Annotated in this window: 20 protein-coding genes; 10 read left to right on the forward strand and 10 right to left on the reverse strand. The window is 63.1% G+C overall.

Going from position 1 to position 21772, the window contains the following annotated elements; genetic code table 11:
• Positions 1-178: 178 nt before the first annotated feature.
• Positions 179-1390, reverse strand: a complete 1212-nt coding sequence (locus tag NTD84_RS05965; protein ID WP_262164038.1) for an MFS transporter — start codon at positions 1388-1390, stop codon at positions 179-181.
• A 224-nt stretch (positions 1391-1614) separates the two neighbouring features.
• Here NTD84_RS05965 and NTD84_RS05970 point away from each other — a divergent pair, with 224 nt between their 5' ends.
• The gene (locus NTD84_RS05970; RefSeq protein ID WP_262164039.1) at positions 1615-3735 is read left to right on the forward strand and encodes a mechanosensitive ion channel family protein; all 2121 of its coding nucleotides are present in this window, start codon (positions 1615-1617) and stop codon (positions 3733-3735) included.
• 131 nt (positions 3736-3866) lie between these two features.
• Here NTD84_RS05970 and NTD84_RS05975 read toward each other — a convergent pair whose 3' ends face one another.
• Positions 3867-8168, reverse strand: a complete 4302-nt coding sequence (locus NTD84_RS05975) for a DNA glycosylase AlkZ-like family protein (protein ID WP_262164040.1) — start codon at positions 8166-8168, stop codon at positions 3867-3869.
• Positions 8169-8464: 296 nt separating this feature from the next.
• Between NTD84_RS05975 and NTD84_RS05980 the strand changes: the two genes are divergently transcribed.
• Complete coding sequence (locus tag NTD84_RS05980; protein WP_262164041.1) at positions 8465-9349, forward strand: NAD(P)-dependent oxidoreductase; 885 nt, start codon at positions 8465-8467, stop codon at positions 9347-9349.
• Positions 9342-10271: an NAD-dependent epimerase/dehydratase family protein gene (locus tag NTD84_RS05985; protein ID WP_262164042.1), complete on the forward strand. Its 930-nt coding sequence runs from the start codon at positions 9342-9344 to the stop codon at positions 10269-10271. The genes NTD84_RS05980 and NTD84_RS05985 overlap by 8 nt, the downstream gene beginning before the upstream one ends.
• 128 nt (positions 10272-10399) lie before the next feature.
• Here the strand turns inward: NTD84_RS05985 and NTD84_RS05990 are convergent, their stop codons facing one another.
• From NTD84_RS05990 to NTD84_RS06010, 5 genes are all read right to left on the reverse strand, one after another.
• Positions 10400-11098, reverse strand: a complete 699-nt coding sequence (locus NTD84_RS05990; protein WP_262164043.1) for an OmpW/AlkL family protein — start codon at positions 11096-11098, stop codon at positions 10400-10402.
• Positions 11099-11312: 214 nt separating this feature from the next.
• Positions 11313-11831 (reverse strand): DUF3299 domain-containing protein, encoded by a 519-nt coding sequence (locus tag NTD84_RS05995; protein WP_262164044.1) that lies wholly within the window; start codon positions 11829-11831, stop codon positions 11313-11315.
• 11 nt (positions 11832-11842) lie between these two features.
• A complete protein-coding gene (locus tag NTD84_RS06000; protein WP_262164045.1) occupies positions 11843-13108 on the reverse strand; it encodes an ABC transporter permease in 1266 nt (421 codons plus the stop codon).
• Position 13109: 1 nt separating this feature from the next.
• Complete coding sequence (locus NTD84_RS06005; RefSeq protein ID WP_262164046.1) at positions 13110-13820, reverse strand: ABC transporter ATP-binding protein; 711 nt, start codon at positions 13818-13820, stop codon at positions 13110-13112.
• 136 nt (positions 13821-13956) lie between these two features.
• The gene (locus NTD84_RS06010) at positions 13957-14541 is read right to left on the reverse strand and encodes a DUF2796 domain-containing protein (RefSeq protein ID WP_262164047.1); all 585 of its coding nucleotides are present in this window, start codon (positions 14539-14541) and stop codon (positions 13957-13959) included.
• 135 nt (positions 14542-14676) lie between these two features.
• Here NTD84_RS06010 and NTD84_RS06015 point away from each other — a divergent pair, with 135 nt between their 5' ends.
• Complete coding sequence (locus NTD84_RS06015; RefSeq protein ID WP_262164048.1) at positions 14677-15027, forward strand: hypothetical protein; 351 nt, start codon at positions 14677-14679, stop codon at positions 15025-15027.
• 35 nt (positions 15028-15062) lie between these two features.
• Here NTD84_RS06015 and trxA read toward each other — a convergent pair whose 3' ends face one another.
• The 3 genes from trxA to NTD84_RS06030 all read right to left on the reverse strand — a co-directional run bounded on the left by trxA (position 15063) and on the right by NTD84_RS06030 (position 17151).
• Positions 15063-15935 carry a thioredoxin gene (gene trxA / locus NTD84_RS06020; protein WP_262164049.1) on the reverse strand — a complete coding sequence of 291 codons (873 nt, stop codon included), beginning with the start codon at positions 15933-15935 and terminating at the stop codon, positions 15063-15065.
• Between the two features lie 101 nt (positions 15936-16036).
• Positions 16037-16690, reverse strand: a complete 654-nt coding sequence (locus NTD84_RS06025; RefSeq protein WP_262164050.1) for a class I SAM-dependent methyltransferase — start codon at positions 16688-16690, stop codon at positions 16037-16039.
• The gene (locus NTD84_RS06030; RefSeq protein ID WP_262164051.1) at positions 16687-17151 is read right to left on the reverse strand and encodes a YbaY family lipoprotein; all 465 of its coding nucleotides are present in this window, start codon (positions 17149-17151) and stop codon (positions 16687-16689) included. The genes NTD84_RS06025 and NTD84_RS06030 overlap by 4 nt, the downstream gene beginning before the upstream one ends.
• A 128-nt stretch (positions 17152-17279) precedes the next feature.
• On the opposite strand from NTD84_RS06030, the gene nrdR reads away from it, so the two are divergent.
• From nrdR to nusB, 6 genes are all read left to right on the forward strand, one after another.
• The gene (gene nrdR / locus NTD84_RS06035) at positions 17280-17744 is read left to right on the forward strand and encodes a transcriptional regulator NrdR (RefSeq protein ID WP_003228656.1); all 465 of its coding nucleotides are present in this window, start codon (positions 17280-17282) and stop codon (positions 17742-17744) included.
• The gene (ribD, locus tag NTD84_RS06040) at positions 17741-18874 is read left to right on the forward strand and encodes a bifunctional diaminohydroxyphosphoribosylaminopyrimidine deaminase/5-amino-6-(5-phosphoribosylamino)uracil reductase RibD (RefSeq protein ID WP_262164052.1); all 1134 of its coding nucleotides are present in this window, start codon (positions 17741-17743) and stop codon (positions 18872-18874) included. Before nrdR ends, ribD begins: the two co-directional genes overlap by 4 nt.
• A gap of 46 nt (positions 18875-18920) precedes the next feature.
• Positions 18921-19586, forward strand: a complete 666-nt coding sequence (locus tag NTD84_RS06045) for a riboflavin synthase (RefSeq protein ID WP_262164053.1) — start codon at positions 18921-18923, stop codon at positions 19584-19586.
• Between the two features lie 16 nt (positions 19587-19602).
• Complete coding sequence (ribBA, locus tag NTD84_RS06050; RefSeq protein ID WP_262164054.1) at positions 19603-20694, forward strand: bifunctional 3,4-dihydroxy-2-butanone-4-phosphate synthase/GTP cyclohydrolase II; 1092 nt, start codon at positions 19603-19605, stop codon at positions 20692-20694.
• 91 nt (positions 20695-20785) lie between these two features.
• A complete protein-coding gene (gene ribE / locus NTD84_RS06055) occupies positions 20786-21262 on the forward strand; it encodes a 6,7-dimethyl-8-ribityllumazine synthase (RefSeq protein ID WP_077045597.1) in 477 nt (158 codons plus the stop codon).
• Positions 21259-21759 carry a transcription antitermination factor NusB gene (nusB, locus tag NTD84_RS06060; RefSeq protein ID WP_214379096.1) on the forward strand — a complete coding sequence of 167 codons (501 nt, stop codon included), beginning with the start codon at positions 21259-21261 and terminating at the stop codon, positions 21757-21759. The genes ribE and nusB overlap by 4 nt, the downstream gene beginning before the upstream one ends.
• Positions 21760-21772 lie beyond the last annotated feature (13 nt).

A 21772-nucleotide genomic window follows, 5' to 3' on the forward strand; every position in this document is an offset into this window, starting at 1 on the left:
AATCGAGAAAGTTTCCACGGGACTACGGATGGTCAATGCGAGGGAGACTGTAGGAGCGAGCAGGCTCGCGATGGTCGCTAACGATGACGCGGGCTGTCTGCTAGCCAGCGGCGGTCTTCAGTCCATCGCGAGCAAGCTCGCTCCTACAGGGGGGATCAGTGGTCAGCAACAAGGGGGATCAGTGGCCAGTGACGACGCGGGTTGAGCCCTCAGCCGGTTCGGCATACACCGGGCCGAGGCGATCGAGGCGACCGCTCCACATTGTCAGCGCCAGTGCCACCAACACCACCAGACCACCGATCCATGCGGTGTGGATCAGGCCCATGTGGGCGACGATCAAGCCACCGCCCCACGCACCACCGGCAATCCCGAGGTTGAACGCGGCGATGTTCAGGCCGGACGCCACATCCACCGCGTGCGGCGTGTGATGTTCGGCCTGGCGCACCACATACACTTGCAAACCTGGCACGTTACCAAACGCCACCGCACCCCAGACCAGCACGGTGGCCAGCGCCAGCCATGGATTACCGGCGGTGAAGGTCAGCACGAACAACACGACGGCGAGCAGGGCGAAGATGATTTTCAGGGCGCTGATCGGGCCGCGCTTGTCGGCCAGTTTGCCACCCCAGATATTACCGACCGCCACCGAGATGCCGTACACCAGCAACACCAGGCTGACGGTGCTGGCGCTGAAGCCGGAGATGTCCTGGAGAATCGGCGCCAGGAAGGTGAAGGCGATGAACGATCCGCCGTAGCCGACGGCCGTCATGGCGTACACCAGCAACAAGCGCGATTGCTTGAGCACTTGCAGCTGTTGCAACAGCGAAGCCGGTTTGCTGTGAGCGATGTTTTTCGGCACGTAGAGCAGGCTGCCGATAAATGCGATCACACCCAGCGCCGACACGGCGAGGAAGGTTTCCCGCCAGCCGAAATGCTGACCGATGAACGTGCCCAGCGGCACGCCGGTGACCAGTGCCACGGTCAGGCCGGTGAACATGATTGCAATCGCGCTGGCGGCTTTTTCCTTCGGCACCAGACTGGTGGCGATGGTCGAGCCGATGGAGAAAAACACCCCGTGGGCAAGGCCCGTGACGATCCGCGCAATGATCAGCGATTCATAGCTCGGCGCTTTCCACGCCAGCAGGTTGCCGAGGGTGAACAACACCATCAGCGACAATAGCAACAGTTTGCGCGGGACTTTGCCGGTGAGGGCGGTCAGCACCGGCGCGCCGATCGCCACGCCGAGGGCGTAGAGGCTGACCAGCAGGCCGGCGGACGGCAGGCTGACGCCGAGGTCGGCGCCGATGGTGGGTAACAGGCCAACGATGACGAACTCGGTCGTCCCGATGGCGAAGGCGCTGAGGGTCAGCGCGAGCAAGGCAATGGGCATGGCTGCGACTCCGGGGGGGTGATTGATGGAGTGCAGTGTCGGGGTTTGGAGGGGGTGGAAAAATACAGGGACAGGCATTTGATATTTGCGCTCATGTCAAATATCAGCGGATCAACACGGTGCACGTGTGGGGGCGGGCTTGATCGCGAGCAAACCTTGGGGATGAACTTGCCGGCCATTTGCCGATCAGTTCCTTACAGACCCTTTTCAAGGAGCTCCCCGTTTTGCTCAAGTTCAAGACCGTGATGTTATTGGGGGCGTTGCTGTTTTCAGGCAACAACGTGCTGCAAGCCGCGACGCTGCCGGGTGTTCCCGCCGCAGCCGAGGACGCGGCAAAACCTGAGCCACTGGTCCAGGGCGGCCTGCTCGGGGCCATCAGCTCCAGCATCGACGACGTGCAGGACAAGCTCGACCTCAACGAAAACCTGGTCGACGCCTGGCGCCTGCGGGCCGATCGGGCGGCGGATGAAGTCGACAAACTGGTGAATCAGCCGTCATCGCGATCACCCATGAGCGTGGTCGGCGATTTTCTTTTGTTGTCCGGCGTCTGGCTCGGCGTGTTTGCCCTGCTGACGGTGCTTGGCGGATTACTCGCCAAACGGTTGAACCAGGGCCGCTGGCTGCGAACCCGGCAACGCAGCCAGGACCTGCTCAACTACATACTGCCCTACACGTTGCCGGCGCTGATTTGCCTGCCTCTGACGCTCTATGTCAGCCATTTCCTGCAGGCCTCGGTGGGCCGGGCGCTGGCGCTGTGTTTCGCCTACGCCACCAGCAGCGGCATTTTCTCCACCTCGATGCTTTTATGCGTGATCGTCATGTTCAATACCGGCCATAAGCGTCGGGCGGTGCAGATCATCCGCAGTTATTGCCCGAAGCCGCTGTTCCTGATCGGTTTTCTCGCGGCGCTCAGCGATGCGCTGACCAGCCCGCAGATCGCCCGACAACTGGGCGGCAACATCACCAGCAGCATCGCGGTGTTCACCGGGTTGTTCGCGTCGATCATCTTTGGCTTGCTGGTGATTCGCCTGCGGCGGCCGGTGGCGCACCTGATCCGCAACCGACCGCTGGCGCAACGCTTGAAGCAGCCTTCGCTGCAGGAATCGCTGCGGATCTTTTCCGGGCTGTGGTACTGGCCGATCCTGCTGATGGTGATGGTCTCGGCGATCAACCTGATCGGCGTCGGCGAGGACAATCAGAAGGCCCTGCGCTGCGCGTTGTTCACCACCATTCTGCTGATTGCCACGGTGTTCCTCAGCACGATTTTCCAGCACCTGTTCAAGTCCCGCAAAGCCGAAGCGATCCAGCGCAGCAGCGCCTACAAGGAGCGTTTCCTCAGCTTGCTGCACGCGTTGCTGCGAATTGTCATGGCGGTGGCGTTCATTGAAATTCTTGGGCGGATCTGGGGCGTGTCGCTGTTCGAGTTCGCCGAGCGCAACTCGGTGGGCCGCGCGATCAGCGATTCGCTGAGCAGCATCGGCCTGATCTTCCTGGTGACGTGGCTGCTGTGGGTGGTGCTCGACACGGCGATCCAGGAAGCGCTGAAACCACCGGTCAACAAACGCTCGGCGCGCCAGCCGAGTACCCGGGTCAAAACCATCCTGCCGCTGCTGCGCAACGCGATCAAAATCATCCTGGTGGTGATCTGCGCGATCACCACCATGGCCAACCTGGGGATCAACGTCGCACCGCTGCTGGCAGGTGCCGGGGTCGTCGGCCTGGCCATCGGTTTCGGTTCGCAACAGCTGGTGCAGGACGTGATCACCGGTCTGTTCATCATCATCGAAGACACGCTGTCGATTGGCGACTGGGTGGTACTCGATTCCGGGCACGCCGGCACCGTCGAAGGCCTGACCATCCGCACCTTGCGCCTGCGTGACGGCAAGGGCTTCGTGCACTCGGTGCCGTTCGGCCAGATCAAGGCCGTCACCAACCAGTCACGGCAATTCGCCTATGCGTTTTTCTCGGTGCAGTTCACCTACGACACTGACGTCGACAAGGCGATCGAACTGATCCGCGAGGCGGGAGATTCGATCCGTGAGGACGCATTCCTCAAATACAACCTGCAAGGGCCGCTGGACGTGTTTGGCGTCGACAAAATGGACCTGAATGGCGTGGTGCTGACGGCGCAGTTCCGCACGGTGTCGGGTGGGCAGTATGCGGTGAGCCGGGCGTTTAACCAGCGCTTGAAAAAGCTTGTGGATAACAGCCCGTGGGTGCATTTCGCGCAGACTTATCCACAGCAGGTGTTGATGCCGAAGCGGGAGGTGGGGGAAGTGCAGGATGAAGTTCCGGCACCTGAGAAGTCTCCGGTATTGCTTGCGGAGCAGCCTCGCACCCAGTGATGTGTATTGAGGCGACTGGCGCTTTCGCGGGCAAGCCCGCTCCCACAGGTTCTCGGGTGTGAACACGCGCTGCGCAACACAGCTAAATCCCTGTGGGAGCGGGCTTGCCCGCGAAGAGGCCAGTCCAGTCGCTATCGATGCCGGGTCAGCGTGCTCTTCACTTCAGCAGTTGCCTGCTGATCCAGATCCACCCAAAACACCTGCTTGCCGGCAATCTCCGCGGCCACCGGCAAGCCATCCCGGTACACCAGCCGATTACTCGCCAGCGCCGGCACCTTCGCACCCGGCAGCAGAGTGCCGGCCAGGTTCAGCGGATCCACCCCGCACACTGCAATCAAACTCCCGTCGTGCGCCCGTCGCCGCACCTCCCGCAGCAGCGGGATCGCCTCGGGCAACGCAAACTGCTCACCGGCCAAACCACTGACAAACCGCCCGCCGCGAATCTCGCCCCGCGCCTCCAGCCGATGGAACGTGCGCAGCAATTCGCGCCAGCTCGGCAACCAGTCCGCCTCACGCTCCAGCAGGCGCCAGAACACCACGCCGTAACGCCTCAGCAAGGTCATGGCGATGTGTTCCAGGGTGTCGCTCGGGGTTGGCTGTTTCTTATCCAGCACCGGCGCCGGCGGCCCGCGACGGAGCAAGGCCCAGCGCCCGGCATCGTCCATGCCGCCGACATACGCGCCGCGTCCGCGTCGGCTGCTACGGGCCTGGCGTTTGCTCGCGGGGGTGATCAGCGCGCGCAAGCCGGCAAAACTGTCGGCATTCACCAGCCCGGCACCGACCAGTTCCTGCAAGGCGATTTCCAGTTCCGTGCGCAGCAGATGGGCTTCGTGAATCAGCTCATCGAAAAACAGCGCACCGTGTTGGCTCAGGGCTTCGTAGACTTTTTGCGTTTTCGGAGAGAGTTCGCTGACCGGCGTTTGCTCGGTCAAACCACTCCACAAGCCGACCTGACCGCGCGGCAGCAACACGATCGGCGTGCTGCGCAGGGCCGTGCTGGCGCTGTGTGCGGTCAGGCGCGTCCAGACCAGTTTGCCGCTGCGGCACAGGTCGTCCAGCCAGCTCGCCGAATAGCCTTTGATGCGCGCCGGCAGCAGGTCGCTGTCCCAGGCTGACGCGGCGGCGGGGTAACCTTCGAATTGACCGACCATGGCTGGCAACACCGCGCTGCCCTGACCTTGGGTCGAGGCCGACAAATGCTGCCAGTCGAACAGGAACCGCATGAAATCCTGCAGCGCCACCGGCTCGATTTCCCGGCGCAGACGCTTGACCGTATAGCGATGAATCCGCGCCAGCAGATGCCGTTCGCACCATTCCTCCTGATCGGTGCCGGGGGTGAATTGCCCGCGCAACACATAACCTTCGCGTTCCAGTTGCGCCAGCACTTGGGCAACTTGCGTCGACGACAAGCCCAAGGGCTCGGCAATCGCCTTCAGTGGCAATGGGCCAAAAGCGCCAAGGCGTGCGCGGATGACTTCCAGAATCGCCTCGTCCGTTTCCCACGCCTCATCGAACCCAGGCAACGGCTCCAACGGCGGCAGCAGATTCGCCTGTGGATAAATCGCCCGCAGGCACGTCAGTCGCTCCAGTGGCAGCCACAGTGGTTGTGCGGATTGCAGACGGCTGGCGCGGCCACTTTCGGCCAGTGCGGTCAGCCACTCCAGCCACTGCGGGTTGGCCTGCGCTTCGGCTTCAGTGATGCAGGCCAGGCTCATCAACGCTTCATGCATTTCATCGACGCCGGTGGGCGCGGGCCAGGCTTCCTCGCGCACGGCTTGAATCGCTTCGGCGTCCAGCGCACCAAGATCGTCGGTGGATTGCGGATCGGTCCAGCGCCGGTTGAGCACGGCTTGGGTGCGGCGTTCTTCCAGCGGCGCGTCGTCGAGGAAGGTGTAAGGCCTGGCGCTGAGGATTTCCGCAGCCAGCGGCGAAGGCGCCGGCAGGTCACGGCTGATCAAGCGAACGTCGCCGCGCTCCATACGCCGCAACAAGGTGAGCCAGCCCTCGCAGTCCATGGCTTCGTGAAGGCAATCGTCGAGGGTCTGTTCCACCAGCGGATGCGCGGGAACCTCGCGCTCGCCGGCGAGATTTTCCACGCAGGCGATCTGGTCGGGAAACACGCTGGCGATCAGGTCCTCGCTTTTCATGCGCTGGATCTGCGGCGCCACTTTGCGCCCGCCGGTGTACCGCGGCAACGCCAGCGCGACCCCGGCGTTCCAGCGCCAGCGCACGCCGAACAGCGGCGCATCGAGTACCGCCTGAATCAGCACGTGCTCGGCGCTGCTGCTGTGCAGGTAACGCCAGACTTCATCGAGGTCGAAGCTGTGGCTGGTGGACAGCGACAGGACAATCGCGTCTTCGCTGGCGGCGGCCTGCAATTCGAAGTTGAAGGTGCGGCAGAAACGCTTGCGCAGGGCCAGGCCCCAGGCGCGGTTGATACGGCTGCCGAACGGCGTGTGGATGATCAGTTGCGTGCCGCCGGATTCGTCGAAAAAACGCTCCATCAGCAGTGTGTCCTGGGACGGCAGGGCGCCCAGGGTCAGGCGCGCGCGGGCCAGATAATCCACCAGTTGTTGAGCGCTGGCGAGGTTCAGGCCGAGGGTGTCGGTCAGCCAGTCGAGGGCCGGTTGCAGGTTGCCGGGGTGAGCGGCGAGCAGGTCGTCGAGCTGCGCCTGCAGGCGTGCCACGGCGAACGACAGTTCCGCACTGCGCCCCGGCGCTTCACCGAGCCAGAACGGAATGGTCGGCGGCTGGCCCTGCGCGTCCTCGACCCGGACCTTGCCGGTGTCGACCCGCAGGATGCGGTACGAGGTATTGCCCAACTGGAAGATATCGCCGGCGATGCTTTCCACCGCGAAGTCTTCGTTGACGCTGCCGATGTTCAGCCCCTGCGGCTCCAGCACCACGCTGTAGTCGGCGTTGTCCGGGATGGTGCCGCCGCTGGTCACGGCGGTCAGTTTGCTGCCGCGGCGCCCACGCAGCGTGCGGGTCACGGCGTCGCGGTGGAGGAACGCGCTGCGAATGCCCTGACGACCGTTGTAGCCCTCGGCAAGCATCTGCAGCAGCGCTTGATAATGTTTTTCGTCGAGGTCGGCGTAGGGCGACGCTTTGCGGAACATCTCCAGCAACGCCTGCTCTTGCCATTCCTGGCAACTGACCTCGGCGATGATCTGCTGGGCCAGCACGTCCAGCGGCGCTACGGGGATGTGCAGGGTGTCGAGTTCGCCGCGCCGCACGCAGTCGAGCAGGGCGGTGCATTCGATCAGGTCGTCGCGGGTGGTAGCGAACAACCGGCCCTTGGGCGTGCCACCGACCTGGTGGCCGGAGCGGCCGACCCGTTGCAGAAAACCGGCGATCGAGCGCGGCGAGGAAATCTGGCAGACCAGGTCGACGTCACCGATGTCGATCCCCAGTTCCAGCGACGCCGTGGCGATCAGCACTTGCAGCTCGCCACGCTTGAGCCGCTGCTCGGCGTCCAGGCGAAACTCCTTGGCCAGGCTGCCGTGGTGGGCGGCGACCGCTTCTTTGCCGAGTCGCTCGCTCAGGTGCCGGCTCAGGCGTTCGGCCAAGCGTCGGGTGTTGACGAAAATCAGTGTGGTGCGGTGTTCGCGGGCGAGGGCGGCGAGGCGGTCATAGACCAGTTCCCAGACGTCATTGGCCATGACGGCCGACAGCGGCACCGGCGGCACCTCGATGCCCAGGTCCCGGGGGCGGGCGTGGCCGATGTCGATGATGTCGCAGGGACGGTCGCGGCCGACGAGGAAGCGGGACACCGCTTCGATGGGCTTTTGCGTGGCGGACAGGCCGATGCGCATCAACGGTTCGGCGCACAACGCCTGCAAGCGCTCCAGACTCAAGGCCAGGTGGCTGCCGCGTTTGCCGGCAGCGATCGCATGGATTTCGTCGACGATCACCGTGCGCGTGGAGGTGAGCATCTGCCGGCCGGAATCGGAGCCGAGCAGCACGTACAGGGATTCCGGGGTGGTCACCAGAATGTGCGGCGCGGTCTTGCGCATCGCCGAACGTTCTTTTTGCGGCGTGTCACCGGTGCGCACGGCGGTGTTGATCCGCAGGCCGGGCAGGCCCATCGCGCATAGCTGCTCGGTGATGCCGGCCAACGGATTTTGCAGGTTGATCTGGATGTCGTTGGACAAGGCCTTCAGTGGCGAGACGTAGACCACCAGCGTTTCGTCAGGTAATCCGCCCGGGGTTTCCAGCCCACGGTGAACCAGGTCGTCGATGACGGCGAGAAACGCGGTGAGGGTTTTGCCGGAACCGGTGGGCGCGGCGATCAGCGTCGAGCGGTGCTGACGGATCAGCGGCCACGCCTGGGCCTGGGCAGCGGTGACCGCCGGGAAGGTGCTGTTGAACCAGGCGCTGACGGCGGGGTGGAAGCCGTTCAGCGCACTGTCTGCGGGGATGGGCAGGTTCATGGCTAAAGTTATGCGGGCGGGGACGGGAAGATGCAAGTACCGCGTGAGATCTTCGCCAGGTTCGAGGGCCCTATCGCGAGCAGGCTCGCTCCCACATTTGAAACGCATTCCCCTTTGGGAGCGAGCCTGCTCGCGATGAGGTCTTTGGCCACACCGCACAAGCCCTTTCTGCATTTGGGGATGACGGTTGCGCACTAAACCCGCAAAATGCAACGATTCCGGCATCTATCGACGGCATCGCCTGCGAGCGGCGCCGATTAAGCCATTGATCCAATCAGACTGGGCCTGCTGACTCTATGCGAATGCGCCTTATGTTACTGGGCGGCGGAAATGCCCTTGGGCAGGCGCTGATTCGCCTCGGTGCGGAGGAAGACATCGGCTTCCTCGCCCCCCGCCCACCGCAAGACGGCTGGGACGCCGCGAGCCTGACGCAACTGCTCGACGACACCCGCCCGGACGCGCTGATCAACCTCGCCTACTACTTCGACTGGTTCCAGGCGGAGACGGTCAGCGAGTCGCGTCTGGCCGGGCAGGAACGGGCGGTCGAGCGTCTGGCCGAATTGTGCCAGCACCACAACATCGTGCTGCTGCAACCGTCGAGCTATCGCGTGTTCGATGGCTCCCGTGCCACCGCCTACAGCGAAAAAGACGAACCGGTGCCGTTGGGCCTGCGGGGTCAAGCCTTGTGGCGGATCGAGCAAAGCGTCCGCGCGACCTGCCCGCAGCATGTGTTGCTGCGTTTCGGATGGCTGCTCGATGACAGCCCCGACGGCGCGCTCGGACGCTTCCTGTCCCGTGCCGAACAGCCTGACGAACTGTTGATGGCCGACGATCGCCGGGGCAATCCGACCCCGGTGGACGACGCGGCCCGGGTAATCATTTCGGTGCTCAAGCAACTCGATTGCGCGGCGCCGCTGTGGGGCACGTACCACTACGCCGGGCACGAGGCGACCACCCCGCTGGCGCTGGGCCAGGCCATTCTCACCGAAGCCCGCGCGCTGCATCCGCTGGCCATCGAGGCACCGACCGCCCAGGCTCACGCTGCGCGTCCGGACGCCGCGGAAGAGCCGCAACACGCGGTACTGGCCTGCAAGAAAATCCTTCACACTTTCGGCATCAAGCCCCGCGCTTGGCGTGCGGCGCTCCCGGGCTTACTTGACAGGTTCTATCGCCATGGCTGACGGCCCGATTTTAATCACTGGCGGCGCCGGCTTCATCGGCTCGCACCTGACCGACGCCTTGCTCGCCAAGGGGCACACGGTGCGGATTCTCGACGACCTGTCCACCGGCAAGCGCAGCAACCTGCCGCTGGACAATCCTGGCGTCGAGTTGATCGTCGGTGACGTCGCCGATGCGACCCTGGTTGCCCGGGCGATGGCCGGTTGCAGTGCGGTGGCGCACCTGGCGGCGGTGGCGTCGGTGCAGGCTTCGGTGGACGATCCGGTGAAAACCCACCAGAGCAATTTCATCGGCTCGCTGAATGTCTGCGAAGCCATGCGTCAGGCCGGGGTCAAACGCGTGGTGTTTGCCTCCAGCGCGGCGGTCTATGGCAACAACGGCGAAGGCCAGTCGATCGACGAAGAAACCCCCAAGGCACCGTTGACGCCGTACGCGTCGGACAAGTTGGCCAGCGAACATTACTTCGATTTCTACCGTCGCGAGCACGCGCTGGAACCGGTGATCTTCCGCTTCTTCAACATCTTTGGCCCGCGTCAGGATCCGTCCTCACCGTACTCCGGCGTGATCAGCATTTTCAGTGAGCGCGCGCAGAAGGGCTTGCCGATTACCGTGTTCGGTGACGGCGAGCAGACCCGGGACTTTTTGTACGTGGCGGATCTGGTCGACGTGCTGGTGCAGGCGATCGAGAAGCCGCAGGTTGAAGTCGGTGCAGTGAATGTCGGCTGGAACCAGGCGACCAGTCTCAAGCAAATGCTCGAAGCGTTGAAAGTCGTGGTAGGGGATCTGCCACCCGTGAGCTACGGCCCGGCGCGCTCCGGTGATATCCGCCATTCACGGGCGAATAATCAGCGCTTGCGCGAGCGTTTCACCTTACCGGCGCAGACCCCCATGAATGTCGGCCTGGCGCAGTTACTGGGACGATAAAAACTGTAGGAGCGAGCTTGCTCGCGATGGACGTTAACGAAAGCGCGTGTTCTCTGCATGAACGCGTTGCCCTCAAGTACATCGCGAGCAAGCTCGCTCCTACATACAGGTGTTGTGGCCGCTCGGGTTTAGAACTTGTAACCCAGGCCCACCATGTAGATGAACGGGTCAACAGCCACATTGACCTTGGCCCGGGTGCCCGGTGCCACGGCGTTGTTTTCCACGGTCGCCTGGGTATCGATGTCGATGTAGCGCACCTGGGCGTTGAGCATGATGTTGTCGGTGAGCATGTAGTCGGCGCCGACCTGGAACGCCATGCCCCAGGAGTTTTTCGCCTTGAAGTTGCTGAAGCCGTTGGCCTTGGCGTCGCTGCTGAGCTCTTCGTCGAAGATCCAGGTGTAGTTGATGCCGGCACCCACGTACGGTTGGAACGCGGACTTCGCATCCAGTGGGTAATAGACGAGGCTCAAGGTCGGCGGCAGGTGTTTGAGCGAGCCGAGTTTGCCGTTGGCCGCGCCCAGGGCGGTGCCTTTGAGCTTCACGTCATGCTCGAACGGCGAGGCCGCAAGCAGTTCAATTCCCCAGTGGCTGTCGAGCATGTAAGCGAAGTTCAGACCCAATTGCGTGTCGCTGCTCATCGTGGCCTTGCCACCCAGGTCGGCGCCCTTCAGCGGGCCCTGGTCGACCTTGACGCTGGAACTGTCGGCTTTCGGGTTGACGGTGATCGCACCGGCACGAACGATGATGTCGCCGGCCTCATGGGCGTAGGCAAGCGGGGCTGCGAGCGCGAGGGCAAACAGCGAAGCGCTGAGCAAGGACTTGTGCATGGGGGCTCCAAAGGACGTTGAAAATGTTCGATGTCCAATGGTACGGAGCGGTGTGATCCGGTCTTTTGACTCAGCTCAATGAAACCGTGATGGGGTGGTTTTTAGTGCGACTTGAAAGCCTTTTCGCGAGCAGGCTCGCTCCCACAGGGCAATGCGTTTTTTCACTGTGGGAGCGAGCCTGCTCGCGATAGCAATCTGAAAGACGACGCCGATCTCACTCCGGCAATTCATAAATGAAAATCTTGTCCGCCTGCATCTGATACCCCGCATCCGCCAACTCGCTGGTGGACGCCTTGACCTGCAATGCCCCCTCGACCCAGTACGGCTGATACAGCTCATCCAGTTTCACGCCGACCTTGCTTTTCACATGGACGATCTGGTTCGACGGCGGTGGCGGGACGTGGATACAGGCGCCGAAATACGGCACCAGCAGAAACTCCGTGGTGCGGCCTTCTTCGCTGACTTCCAGCGGCACGATGTAGCCCGGCAGGCGGATGTTCTGACCGTCGAGGCTGTTCACCACCGGCGCATTGGGCAGGTCCTGTTTGGCGGCGGGCGCCGACTCGGCGGCCAGCGCGGTGCCCATCTGCGACAGGTCGTGCAGGGGCGTCATGTTCGGCACTTCCGGTGCGGCATCCGGCGGGATCATTTCTGACCAGGTCAGCTCTTTCGGCTCGGCCGCCCACAGCGGCAAGGCGACCAGTATCAACAGCGCAAGCAGGGCGCGGGGCATCGTTAACGTCCTCATAGTCGGATCGACAGGCCATCGGCCAGGGATTGGCGATACGCGCGCCAGGCCGGCACGCTGCCCATCAGCAAAGCGGCGACAAGGATGCCACCGAGCAGCGTCCATTCATATTCACTTGGCCACGCCAATGGCAGGAACAAGCCGTAATTGGCCTGCACGTAGCCCTGAGCGGCGGCGATGCCGACGTACAGCAGGGCCACCCCGGCTATTACGCCCGATAGCGCCAAGGCGAATGCTTCGAGCACCAGCAAGGTCGCGATGTGCCACGGCCGGGCACCGACCGAGCGCAGAATCGCCATCTCGCGTCGACGCTCGTTCAGGCTGGTGAGAATCGCCGTGAGCATGCCGATCAACCCGGTCAGCACCACGAACAGCGAGACCACGAACAAGGCTTTTTCCGCGGTGCTCATCAGGCTCCACAGTTCTTGCAGCGCCACGCCCGGCAGGATGGCGAGCATCGGTTCGCCGCGAAATTCGTTGATCTCGCGCTGCAGCGCGAAGGTCGAAATCTTGCTGTTGAGGCCGAGCATGAACGCAGTGATCGCTTGCGGCGTCAGGTCCATGTTGCGCGCCTGATCGGCGCTGATCCGCCCGTTGCCACGGGCCGGAACGCCGTCGTGCCAATCGATGTGAATGGCCTCCATGCCGCCGAGGCTGATGTGCAACGTGCGGTCAACCGGGGTGCCGGTGCGCTTGAGAATGCCGACCACGGTGAACGGCTTGTCGTCGTGCTTGACCAGGCTGATCACCGCCACGCCGTGGGACAGCACCAGTTTGTCGCCGAGTTTGTAATGCAGTGCGTCGGCCACTTCGGCGCCGAGCACCACTTCGAACGGGTCGGTGGCGAAGGCGCGACCGTCTGCCAGTTCCAGATGCTGCTGACGGCCGAACTGGTAGTGCTCGAAGTACGCCTCGGTGGTGCCCATCACGCGATAGCCGCGATGGGAGTCGCCGAGGGACATCGGGATCGCCCATTTCACTTTCGGGTTGCTGGCGAAGTGTTCGAAGCTGTCCCAGCGAATGTTGTTGGTGGCATTGCCGATACGGAACACCGAATACAGCAGCAGGTTCACCGAACCGGAACGGGCGCCGACGATCAGGTCGGTGCCGCTGATGGTGCTGGCGAAACTGGCCTTGGCTTCGGTGCGCACCCGTTCCACCGCCAACAACAGGCAGACCGACAGGGCAATGGCGAACGCGGTGAGGATCGCGGTGAAGCGACGGTTAGCCAGACTGGCCATGGCTAGACGGAACAAATACATCTCAGACCTCTGCGGGCGTGGCGGCGCGATTGAGTTCGGCCAGCGACAGGTTGCGATCAAACAGCGGTGCGAGGCTCTGGTCATGGCTGACGAACAACAGGCTCGATCCCGCTTCACGGCATTCGGCGAACAGCAGGCGAATGAAGTTTTCGCGCGCGTCGTAGTCCAGAGCGGACGTCGGCTCGTCGGCGATCACCAGTTCCGGTTGACCGATCAACGCCCGCGCGGCCGCGACCCGTTGTTGCTGGCCGATGGACAATGAGTCGGCGCGGCGACCGAGCAGGCTGTCATCCTTCAGGCCCAGGTGCGCGAGGAGGGTGGCGGCGGCCTGGTCGACACTGCCATGACGCTGGATCGCCCGTGCGGCGCGCAGCTTCGAGAAATGGCAGGGCAACTCAACGTTCTCGCGCACCGAGAGAAACGGCAGCAGGTTGAACTGTTGGAAGATGTAGCCAGTGTGATCGACCCGAAAGCGGTCACGGGCGCCGGCGCCGAGTTCGGTCAATTCCTGGCCGAGCAGGCGAATGCTGCCGCGATCGGGCTTTTGCACGCCGCCGAGCAGGCCGAGCAGGGTGGTCTTGCCGCTGCCGCTGGGGCCTTTGAGGAACAGGGTTTCACCGGGCTCCAGGCGAAACGCCGGGATGTCCAGCAGTGGCGGGTGACCGGGCCAGCTGAAGCCCAGGTCGGACAGTTCGATGAGTGCTTGGGTCATGTGAAACCGGTCATGTTAAGGGTAGCCCTTGTGGGAGCGGGCTTGCTCGCGAAAGCGGTAGGCCATGCAATGTTGATGTCGATTGACACACCGCCTTCGCGAGCAAGCCCGCTCCCACATTTGGAGGTGCGGCGGATCAGAATTTCAGGGCGGCCGCCTTCGCCGTCACTTCCACCCCTTGCTGCCCGCTCGGGCTGATCAGTTGTACCTGAATTTTCTGGGTCGCCGGGAACGTGTTGAAGATATTCGCCAGGTCCAGGGTTTTCAGCGCGCCCGGTGCGGAGCAACTGAACTGGTAGTGAGCGTGGATCTCGCTGTGGTCGTGATGATGCTCCTGCCCAGCGTTGGCGTCTTCATCGTGATCATCGTCGGCGTCGGGTTTGTCACCGAACAACGGGCTTTCCAGCTCCTGGCGCGCGACCACACAACCGGCGGCTTTCGGCAGGTTGAACAGGGTCAGCGGTTTTTCCAGCTGCGCACGCACAGCGGCGATTTTGGCTTTGTCGGCGTCAGTGGTGGCGGCGTGTTCGAAACCCACCAGGTTCATCGCCGGGCTTTCCAGCTCCAGCTCCAGGGTCTGGCCGTCCAGCGCGGCATTCAAGCGGCCGACGCCGTGCTCGTGAGCGCCGAGGCTGCCGTGCTCATGGTCGTGTTCTTCAGCCGCGTGGGCGGCAGCCAGCGGCAACAGGGCAAACGGCAAAGCGAGCAGCAGACGACGCATAGCGAGTCTCCGGGAAGTAAAGTGAAAGAATTGTTATGTAATCTTATAACGTAAGCGCCGAGAGTTTGCCCGCCCGCTTGGCGTTGCACAAGTCCCATGGGAGCATGTGGGTCAGAAATGTGCAGGAGCAGACTTATGGTGCGGATACGCGGAACCATCGGCGACTGGCCGGTGGATTTGACCCTGGAGATGGACGACGCGGACTGGGCACGGCTCGGCGCGCAGGTGCAAGTAGTCACGCCCGAAGCCAGCGCGGCACCGGCGAAACCGTTGAATCAGGACGATAAGCAGTGGCAGATCGCCAAGGATTTGCTGCGCAACGCCGGGCAATTGAGCGGGCCGGATTTGCTCGAACAGCTGGAAGGCCTGACCGGCAGCGCGTCGTCGGGCAAACGCTTGCTGGTGCGTTTGCGTCATAGCGCCGAGGTGAAAGTGTCGAGCGGCGGGGATACGCCGCTCTACAGCTGGATTACGCCTTCACTTTAGGAGCCGGCTCGCCGGCGATGCGATGACGCGTTCTGTCAGTACAACGCCGCAAACAACTTGCGGCGGTACGTGGTCACCAGCGGGTGATCGTTGCCGAGCAATTCGAACACTTGCAGCAAGGTCTTGTGCGGCAAGCCTTCGCTGTAGCTGCGGTTGCGGATGAACAGCTTGAGCAACGCATCCAGCGCTGCGTCGTACTGCTGACGGGCCAACTGCTGGATCGCCAGTTGATACACCGCTTCGTCGTCCTGCGGGTTCTTCGCCAGGCGCGCCTTCAGGTCGGCGGCGTCCGGCAAGTCCTTGGCCTGGCCGAGGAACTGGATCTGCGCTTTGGCGCCGGCCAGGGCGGCCTTGTGTTCATCGCTTTTCACCGCGTCGAGCACGGTTTGCGCTTCACCCAGCTCGCCGCGTTCAGTCAGGCAGCGGGCATACAGAATCAGCGCCTTGGCGTTAGTGTTGTCCTCGCCCAGCAGCACGGTCAGCACGGCTTCGGCGTCGGCAAAACGACTCTCGTCGAACAGCGCCTGCGCCTGATCGAACGGATCAGCCGCCGCCGGTGGCGGCATTTGCACATGCGGCTCAAGCATCGCGCGCACGGCCGACTCCGGTTGCGCACCGGCGAACCCGTCCACCGGCTGGCCATCCTTGAACAGCACCACGGTCGGCAGGCTGCGAATGCCGAAGCGGGCGACGATGTCCTGTTCCAGATCGCAGTTGACCTTGGCCAACAGCAATTCGCCCTGATAGCTCTCGGCGATGGTCTGCAGCATCGGCATCAGCACTTTGCAGGGCGCGCACCATTCGGCCCAGAAATCCACCAGCACCGGCTTGTGGAAAGAGTTCTCGATCACCGACTGGTCGAAATCGGCAGTCGTGGCGTCGAAGATGTACGGCGTTTCCTGACTCATGAGGGATCTCTTGGAAGCGTGAATGAAGTCACTATAAGGCTTCGCGGGGTGTGGCTGAAAGCGGGGGCGGTCGAGAGGCGTGTTGCCCGCGAAGCTTTTGGCTAGCGCCGCGCGTGGTAGAGGCTCACATGCCGAAACTCTTCCGGCTCGGCCAGATCCGGCAAGGTCATCGCCTCCAGCATTTCAATACGCCGATACATCGGGTGACGAAAATCCCGCACCCGGGAATCCGCCACCAACGCTTCCCGGCCACGACTCAAAAACGCATCCAGCAGCGGCAGATTCGCGCGGTCGTACAGCACGTCCGCCACCAGAATCAGATCAAACCGATCCGCCTCGGCGAAAAAATCCGTCGAGTAGTTGAGGCGCACATCATTGAGTTCAGCGTTCGCCCGGCACGCGGCGATCGCCAGCGGGTCGAGGTCACAGGCCACCACTTCCAGCGCACCCGCCTTCAGCGCGGCAATCCCCGCCACGCCGGAACCTGCGCCGAAATCCAGCACGCGCTTGCCGTTGACCCATTCGGGAAATTCGGCGAGATAGCGCGCCACCGCGAGGCCGCTGGCCCAGCAGAAACTCCAGTACGGCGGCTCATGCAGAATCCGCCGCGTTTCTTCCGGGCTGAAGGCGCGGTCCATGTTGTCGCCATCGATCAGCCAGAGTTTCAGCTCGGTATCGGGCAGTGCGACAGGAACGAGCTGTGCGTCACCCAGCAGTTCACTCAACGCCTGTTGCAAGTGGTGCGGTGCAATCATGGTGCTTTGACGAATTGCAGCTGGCCCAGGGCCTGGGTCGTTGGCTGGCTGATGACTTGCGAGGGCAGGTGCAAAATCAACTGGCCGGACTGACTGGCACGGCCTCGCAGTTCAACGCGGGCACCCACCGGGAACGACTCCGGGTTGAAGCGCAGGTGAAACGGCAGCACCTGGTTGGTGCCGATCAGGCTGGAACTGGCGAGCAATTGCTGCGGGCGGTCCTGGGCATCGATCACCAGCAACGCCAGTTCGACCTCGGCGCCGGCCGGCACGCCTTGCAGGGTGCCGCTCAATTCACGTTGGTACGCCGGCAGCGGCGGCAGGTCAGCGGACTCACGGGCTTTTTTCTGCGCGGCCTGCGGGGCGGGGCCTGGCGTCGGTGGCTGGGGTTTGGGCGCGTCGCTGCCGCAGGCCACCAGCAGGCTGAAAACACTGAGCAATACGAGCGGTCTTAGGGACATTTGCGGCTCCAGCAAGGTGAAATCCATGGATCAGGCTCTATAGCCAGTCTGTATACCGCAAACCCTATGGCTTGTCTTGCCACGGGGATGCGCTACCATGGCCCTCCCTTTTTTTGTTGCCTGCCACCATGCACTGTCCCTTCTGCGGTGCCAACGACACCAAGGTCATCGACTCGCGTCTGGTCGCCGAGGGCGAACAGGTGCGCCGCCGGCGCGAATGCCTGGCCTGCGGCGAACGTTTCACGACGTTCGAAACCGCTGAACTGGTGTTGCCGCGCCTGATCAAAACCGACGGCAGTCGCCAGCCGTTCGACGAAGAAAAACTCCGCGCCGGCATGCAGCGTGCGCTGGAAAAGCGCCCGGTGAGTGTCGAGCGCCTGGAATCGTCGCTGGTGCACATCAAACACAAACTGCGAGCCACCGGCGAGCGCGAGGTCAAATCCCTCGTGGTCGGTGAGCTGGTGATGGCCGAGCTGCAAAAGCTCGATGAAGTCGCCTACATTCGCTTCGCTTCGGTGTATCGACGCTTCCAGGACCTCAACGAGTTCCGCGAAGAGATCGATCGCCTGGCCCGTGAGCCGGTGAAAGAATGACCACCTCCGCGGAACAAGCCGTCCTCGACGCTCATTACATGGCTCGCGCCCTGGAACTGGCGCGCAAAGGTCATTACACGACGCACCCCAACCCGCGGGTCGGCTGTGTGATCGTGCGTGACGGGCAGATCGTCGGTGAAGGCTGGCACGAGCGCACCGGCGAACCCCATGCCGAAGTCCATGCCTTACGCGCCGCCGGCGACAAGGCTCGGGGCGCGACCGCCTACGTCACCCTCGAACCGTGCAGCCACCATGGCCGCACGCCGCCCTGCGCCGATGCCCTGGTGAATGCCGGCCTGGCCCGCGTGGTCGCGGCGATGCAGGACCCGAACCCGACGGTCGCCGGTCGTGGCATGCAGCGCCTGGCCCAGTCCGGCATCGCCATCGAAAGCGGTGTGCTGGAAGGCGAGGCGCGCCAGCTCAATCAAGGCTTCCTGAAACGCATGGAGCACGGGCTGCCGTTCGTGCGGGTCAAGCTGGCCATGAGCCTCGACGGCCGGACGGCGATGGAAAGCGGCGAGAGCCAATGGATCACCGGCCCGGCCGCGCGCTCGGCGGTGCAACGCCTGCGTGCCCAGGCCAGCGTGGTGCTGACCGGCGCCGATACGGTGCTGGCCGATAACGCCCGGTTGACGGTGCGCGCCGACGAGCTGGGCCTGGATGCCGAGCAGACTGCGTTGGCGATGAGCCGTCCGCCGTTGCGCGTGCTGATCGATGGCCGCTTGCGGGTGCCGCTGGATGCGCCGTTCTTCAAGGCCGGCCCGGCGCTGGTCGCCACCTGCATGGCGGTTGAAGAACAATACGCCAACGGCCCGGAATGCCTGATCGTGGCGGGCGAGGATGGTCAGGTCGACCTGCGTAAATTGCTGGTGGAACTGGCCCATCGCGGCGTCAACGAAGTGCTGGTCGAAGCGGGTCCGCGCCTGGCGGGAGCCTTTGCCCAGCAAGGCCTGGTGGACGAATTCCAGATTTTCATCGCCGGCAAGTTCCTGGGCTCGACTGCGCGCCCGCTGCTGGACTGGCCGCTGGCGCAGATGAAAGACGCACCTGAACTCAAAATCACTGAAATTCGCGCGGTGGGCGATGACTGGCGAGTCATTGCCATTCCTGCACCCGCGGCGAGCGTATAATTTCCGGCCTGCGCCACGCGACGGCCCTGTTCTCGAGGAGGACTCCATGTTTACCGGCATCATCGAATCCATCGGCAGTATTCGTGCATTGACCCCAAAAGGCGGCGACGTGCGGGTCCACGTAGAAACCGGCAAGCTCGACCTGAGCGACGTCAAGCTGGGCGACAGCATCGCGGTCAACGGCGTGTGCCTGACGGCGGTTGAACTGCCAGGCAATGGCTTTGCGGCAGACGTCAGTCGCGAAACCCTCGACTGCACCGCCATGAACGACCTGAAAAGCGGCAGCCCGGTCAACTTGGAAAAAGCTTTGACCCCGACCACTCGCCTGGGCGGGCATCTGGTCAGCGGCCACGTCGATGGCGTGGGCGAAGTGGTTGCCCGCACCGAGAACGCGCGCGCCGTGGAGTTCCGCATCCGCGCGCCGAAAGAACTGGCGAAATACATCGCTCACAAAGGCTCGATCACCGTCGACGGCACCAGCCTGACGGTGAACGCCGTCGATGGCGCCGAGTTCCTGCTGACCATCATTCCCCACACCCTGAGCGAAACCATCATGGCCTCGTACCAGCCAGGTCGCCGGGTGAATCTGGAAGTCGACCTGCTGGCCCGTTACCTGGAACGCCTGTTGCTGGGCGACAAGGCCGCAGAGCCTTCAAAATCCGGGAACATCACTGAAAGCTTTCTGGCCGCCAACGGCTACCTCAAATCCTGACTCAAGGGGGTGCCTTGTGGCGCTCAATAGCATCGAAGAACTGGTTGAAGACATCCGCCAAGGCAAGATGGTCATCCTCATGGATGACGAAGACCGCGAGAACGAAGGCGACCTGATCATGGCCGCCGAATGCTGCCAGGCCGAGCACATCAACTTCATGGCCAAGCACGCCCGCGGCCTGATCTGCATGCCGATGAGCCGCGAGCGCTGCGAACTGCTGAAGCTGCCATTGATGGCGCCACGCAACGGTTCCGGTTTCGGCACCAAGTTCACCGTGTCGATCGAAGCCGCCACCGGCGTGACCACCGGTATTTCCGCTGCTGACCGTGCGCGCACCGTGCAGGCTGCGGCGGCGAAAGACGCCAAGGCGGACGATATCGTCAGCCCGGGCCACATTTTCCCGCTGATGGCCCAGGCCGGCGGCACCCTGGCTCGCGCCGGGCATACCGAAGCCGCTTGCGACCTGGCGCGCATGGCCGGTTTCGAGCCGAGCGGCGTGATCTGCGAAGTGATGAACGACGACGGCACCATGTCCCGTCGCGCCGAACTGGAAGCCTTCGCCGCCGAGCACAACATCAAGATCGGCACCATCGCCGACCTGATTCACTACCGGATGATCCACGAACGTACCGTTCAGCGGATTGCCGAGCAGCCGCTGGACAGCGAACTGGGCCAATTCAACCTGGTGACCTATCGTGATTCCGTGGAAGGCGACGTGCACATGGCCCTGACCCTGGGCAACGTCTGCGTCGATGAACCGACCCTGGTGCGCGTGCACAACATGGACCCGCTGCGCGACCTGTTGATGGTCAAGCAGCCAGGCCGCTGGAGCCTGCGTGCCGCGATGGCCGCGGTCGCCGAGGCTGGCAGTGGCGTGGTGCTGTTGCTCGGGCACCCGCTCGATGGCGACGTGTTGCTGGCGCACATCCGTGAAACCGCGGATCACACCGCGGTGAAAAAACCGACCACTTACAGCATCGTGGGTGCCGGTTCGCAGATCCTTCGCGACCTCGGTGTGCGCAAAATGCGCCTGATGAGTGCGCCGATGAAATTTAATGCGATATCCGGTTTCGATCTGGAAGTTGTAGAATACGTGCCCTCCGAATAATGACCGGTTGTTTCCGGCCCTGTATTCGCGGTTCAAATATCACTGAGGGATGCGTAGAAGACGCGTCCCGGCTCTTTAAGAGATCTAACGAATGACCCTGAAGACCATCGAAGGTACCTTCATCGCCCCTAAAGGCCGCTACGCGCTGGTAGTGGGCCGTTTCAACAGCTTCGTCGTTGAAAGCCTGGTCAGCGGTGCAGTCGATGCCCTGGTTCGCCATGGCGTGAGCGAAAGCGACATCACCCTCATCCGTGCGCCTGGCGCCTTCGAAATTCCGCTGGTTGCGCAGAAAGTCGCTCAGAAGGGCGAGTTCGCAGCGATCATCGCCCTGGGCGCGGTCATTCGTGGCGGTACTCCGCACTTCGAATACGTGGCCGGCGAGTGCACCAAGGGCCTGGCCCAGGTGTCCATGGAATTCGGCGTTCCGGTCGCATTCGGCGTCCTGACCGTTGATTCCATCGAGCAAGCCATCGAACGTTCCGGCACCAAGGCCGGCAACAAAGGTGCCGAAGCTGCCCTGTCCGCTCTGGAAATGGTCAGCCTGCTGGCGCAGTTGGAGGCCAAGTGATTAGCGACGATAGCGATCGTTTCAACCCGCGCGATCCAAAGCCTGCGGATGCCGGCAAGCCATCGAAAAGCGTCAAGCGTCGCGAAGCCCGTCAGCTCGCGACCCAGGCGCTGTACCAATGGCACATGGCCAAGCAGTCGCTGAACGAGATCGAAGCGCAGTTCCGGGTCGATAACGATTTCAGCGATGTCGACGGTGCCTACTTCCGTGAAATCCTCCACGGGGTTCCAGCGCAGAAGGACAAGATCGACGCCGCGCTCAAGCCTTGCCTGGACCTGACCATCGAAGAGCTGGACCCGGTTGAACTGGCGGTATTGCGCCTGTCCACCTGGGAGCTGCTTGAACGCGTCGACGTGCCGTACCGCGTGGTGATCAACGAAGGTATCGAGCTGGCGAAAGTCTTCGGTTCCACCGACGGCCACAAATTCGTCAACGGCGTACTCGACAAGCTGGCCCCGCGTCTGCGTGAAGCTGAAGTGAAGGCGTTCAAGCGCTGATTGGCGCTTGCAA

Source organism: Pseudomonas sp. 14P_8.1_Bac3, assembly GCF_025466085.1.
Classification (GTDB): Bacteria; Pseudomonadota; Gammaproteobacteria; order Pseudomonadales; family Pseudomonadaceae; genus Aquipseudomonas.

Coding starts and splice junctions, on each gene's coding strand:
- NTD84_RS05965 (WP_262164038.1), bottom strand. CDS start 1,390: ATGCCCATTGCCTTGCTCGCGCTGACCCTCAGCGCCTTCGCCATCGGG.
- NTD84_RS05975 (WP_262164040.1), bottom strand. CDS start 8,168: ATGAACCTGCCCATCCCCGCAGACAGTGCGCTGAACGGCTTCCACCCC.
- NTD84_RS05980 (WP_262164041.1), top strand. CDS start 8,465: ATGCGAATGCGCCTTATGTTACTGGGCGGCGGAAATGCCCTTGGGCAG.
- NTD84_RS05985 (WP_262164042.1), top strand. CDS start 9,342: ATGGCTGACGGCCCGATTTTAATCACTGGCGGCGCCGGCTTCATCGGC.
- NTD84_RS05990 (WP_262164043.1), bottom strand. CDS start 11,098: ATGCACAAGTCCTTGCTCAGCGCTTCGCTGTTTGCCCTCGCGCTCGCA.
- NTD84_RS05995 (WP_262164044.1), bottom strand. CDS start 11,831: ATGCCCCGCGCCCTGCTTGCGCTGTTGATACTGGTCGCCTTGCCGCTG.
- NTD84_RS06000 (WP_262164045.1), bottom strand. CDS start 13,108: ATGTATTTGTTCCGTCTAGCCATGGCCAGTCTGGCTAACCGTCGCTTC.
- NTD84_RS06005 (WP_262164046.1), bottom strand. CDS start 13,820: ATGACCCAAGCACTCATCGAACTGTCCGACCTGGGCTTCAGCTGGCCC.
- NTD84_RS06010 (WP_262164047.1), bottom strand. CDS start 14,541: ATGCGTCGTCTGCTGCTCGCTTTGCCGTTTGCCCTGTTGCCGCTGGCT.
- NTD84_RS06015 (WP_262164048.1), top strand. CDS start 14,677: ATGGTGCGGATACGCGGAACCATCGGCGACTGGCCGGTGGATTTGACC.
- trxA (WP_262164049.1), bottom strand. CDS start 15,935: ATGAGTCAGGAAACGCCGTACATCTTCGACGCCACGACTGCCGATTTC.
- NTD84_RS06025 (WP_262164050.1), bottom strand. CDS start 16,690: ATGATTGCACCGCACCACTTGCAACAGGCGTTGAGTGAACTGCTGGGT.
- NTD84_RS06030 (WP_262164051.1), bottom strand. CDS start 17,151: ATGTCCCTAAGACCGCTCGTATTGCTCAGTGTTTTCAGCCTGCTGGTG.
- nrdR (WP_003228656.1), top strand. CDS start 17,280: ATGCACTGTCCCTTCTGCGGTGCCAACGACACCAAGGTCATCGACTCG.
- ribD (WP_262164052.1), top strand. CDS start 17,741: ATGACCACCTCCGCGGAACAAGCCGTCCTCGACGCTCATTACATGGCT.
- NTD84_RS06045 (WP_262164053.1), top strand. CDS start 18,921: ATGTTTACCGGCATCATCGAATCCATCGGCAGTATTCGTGCATTGACC.
- ribE (WP_077045597.1), top strand. CDS start 20,786: ATGACCCTGAAGACCATCGAAGGTACCTTCATCGCCCCTAAAGGCCGC.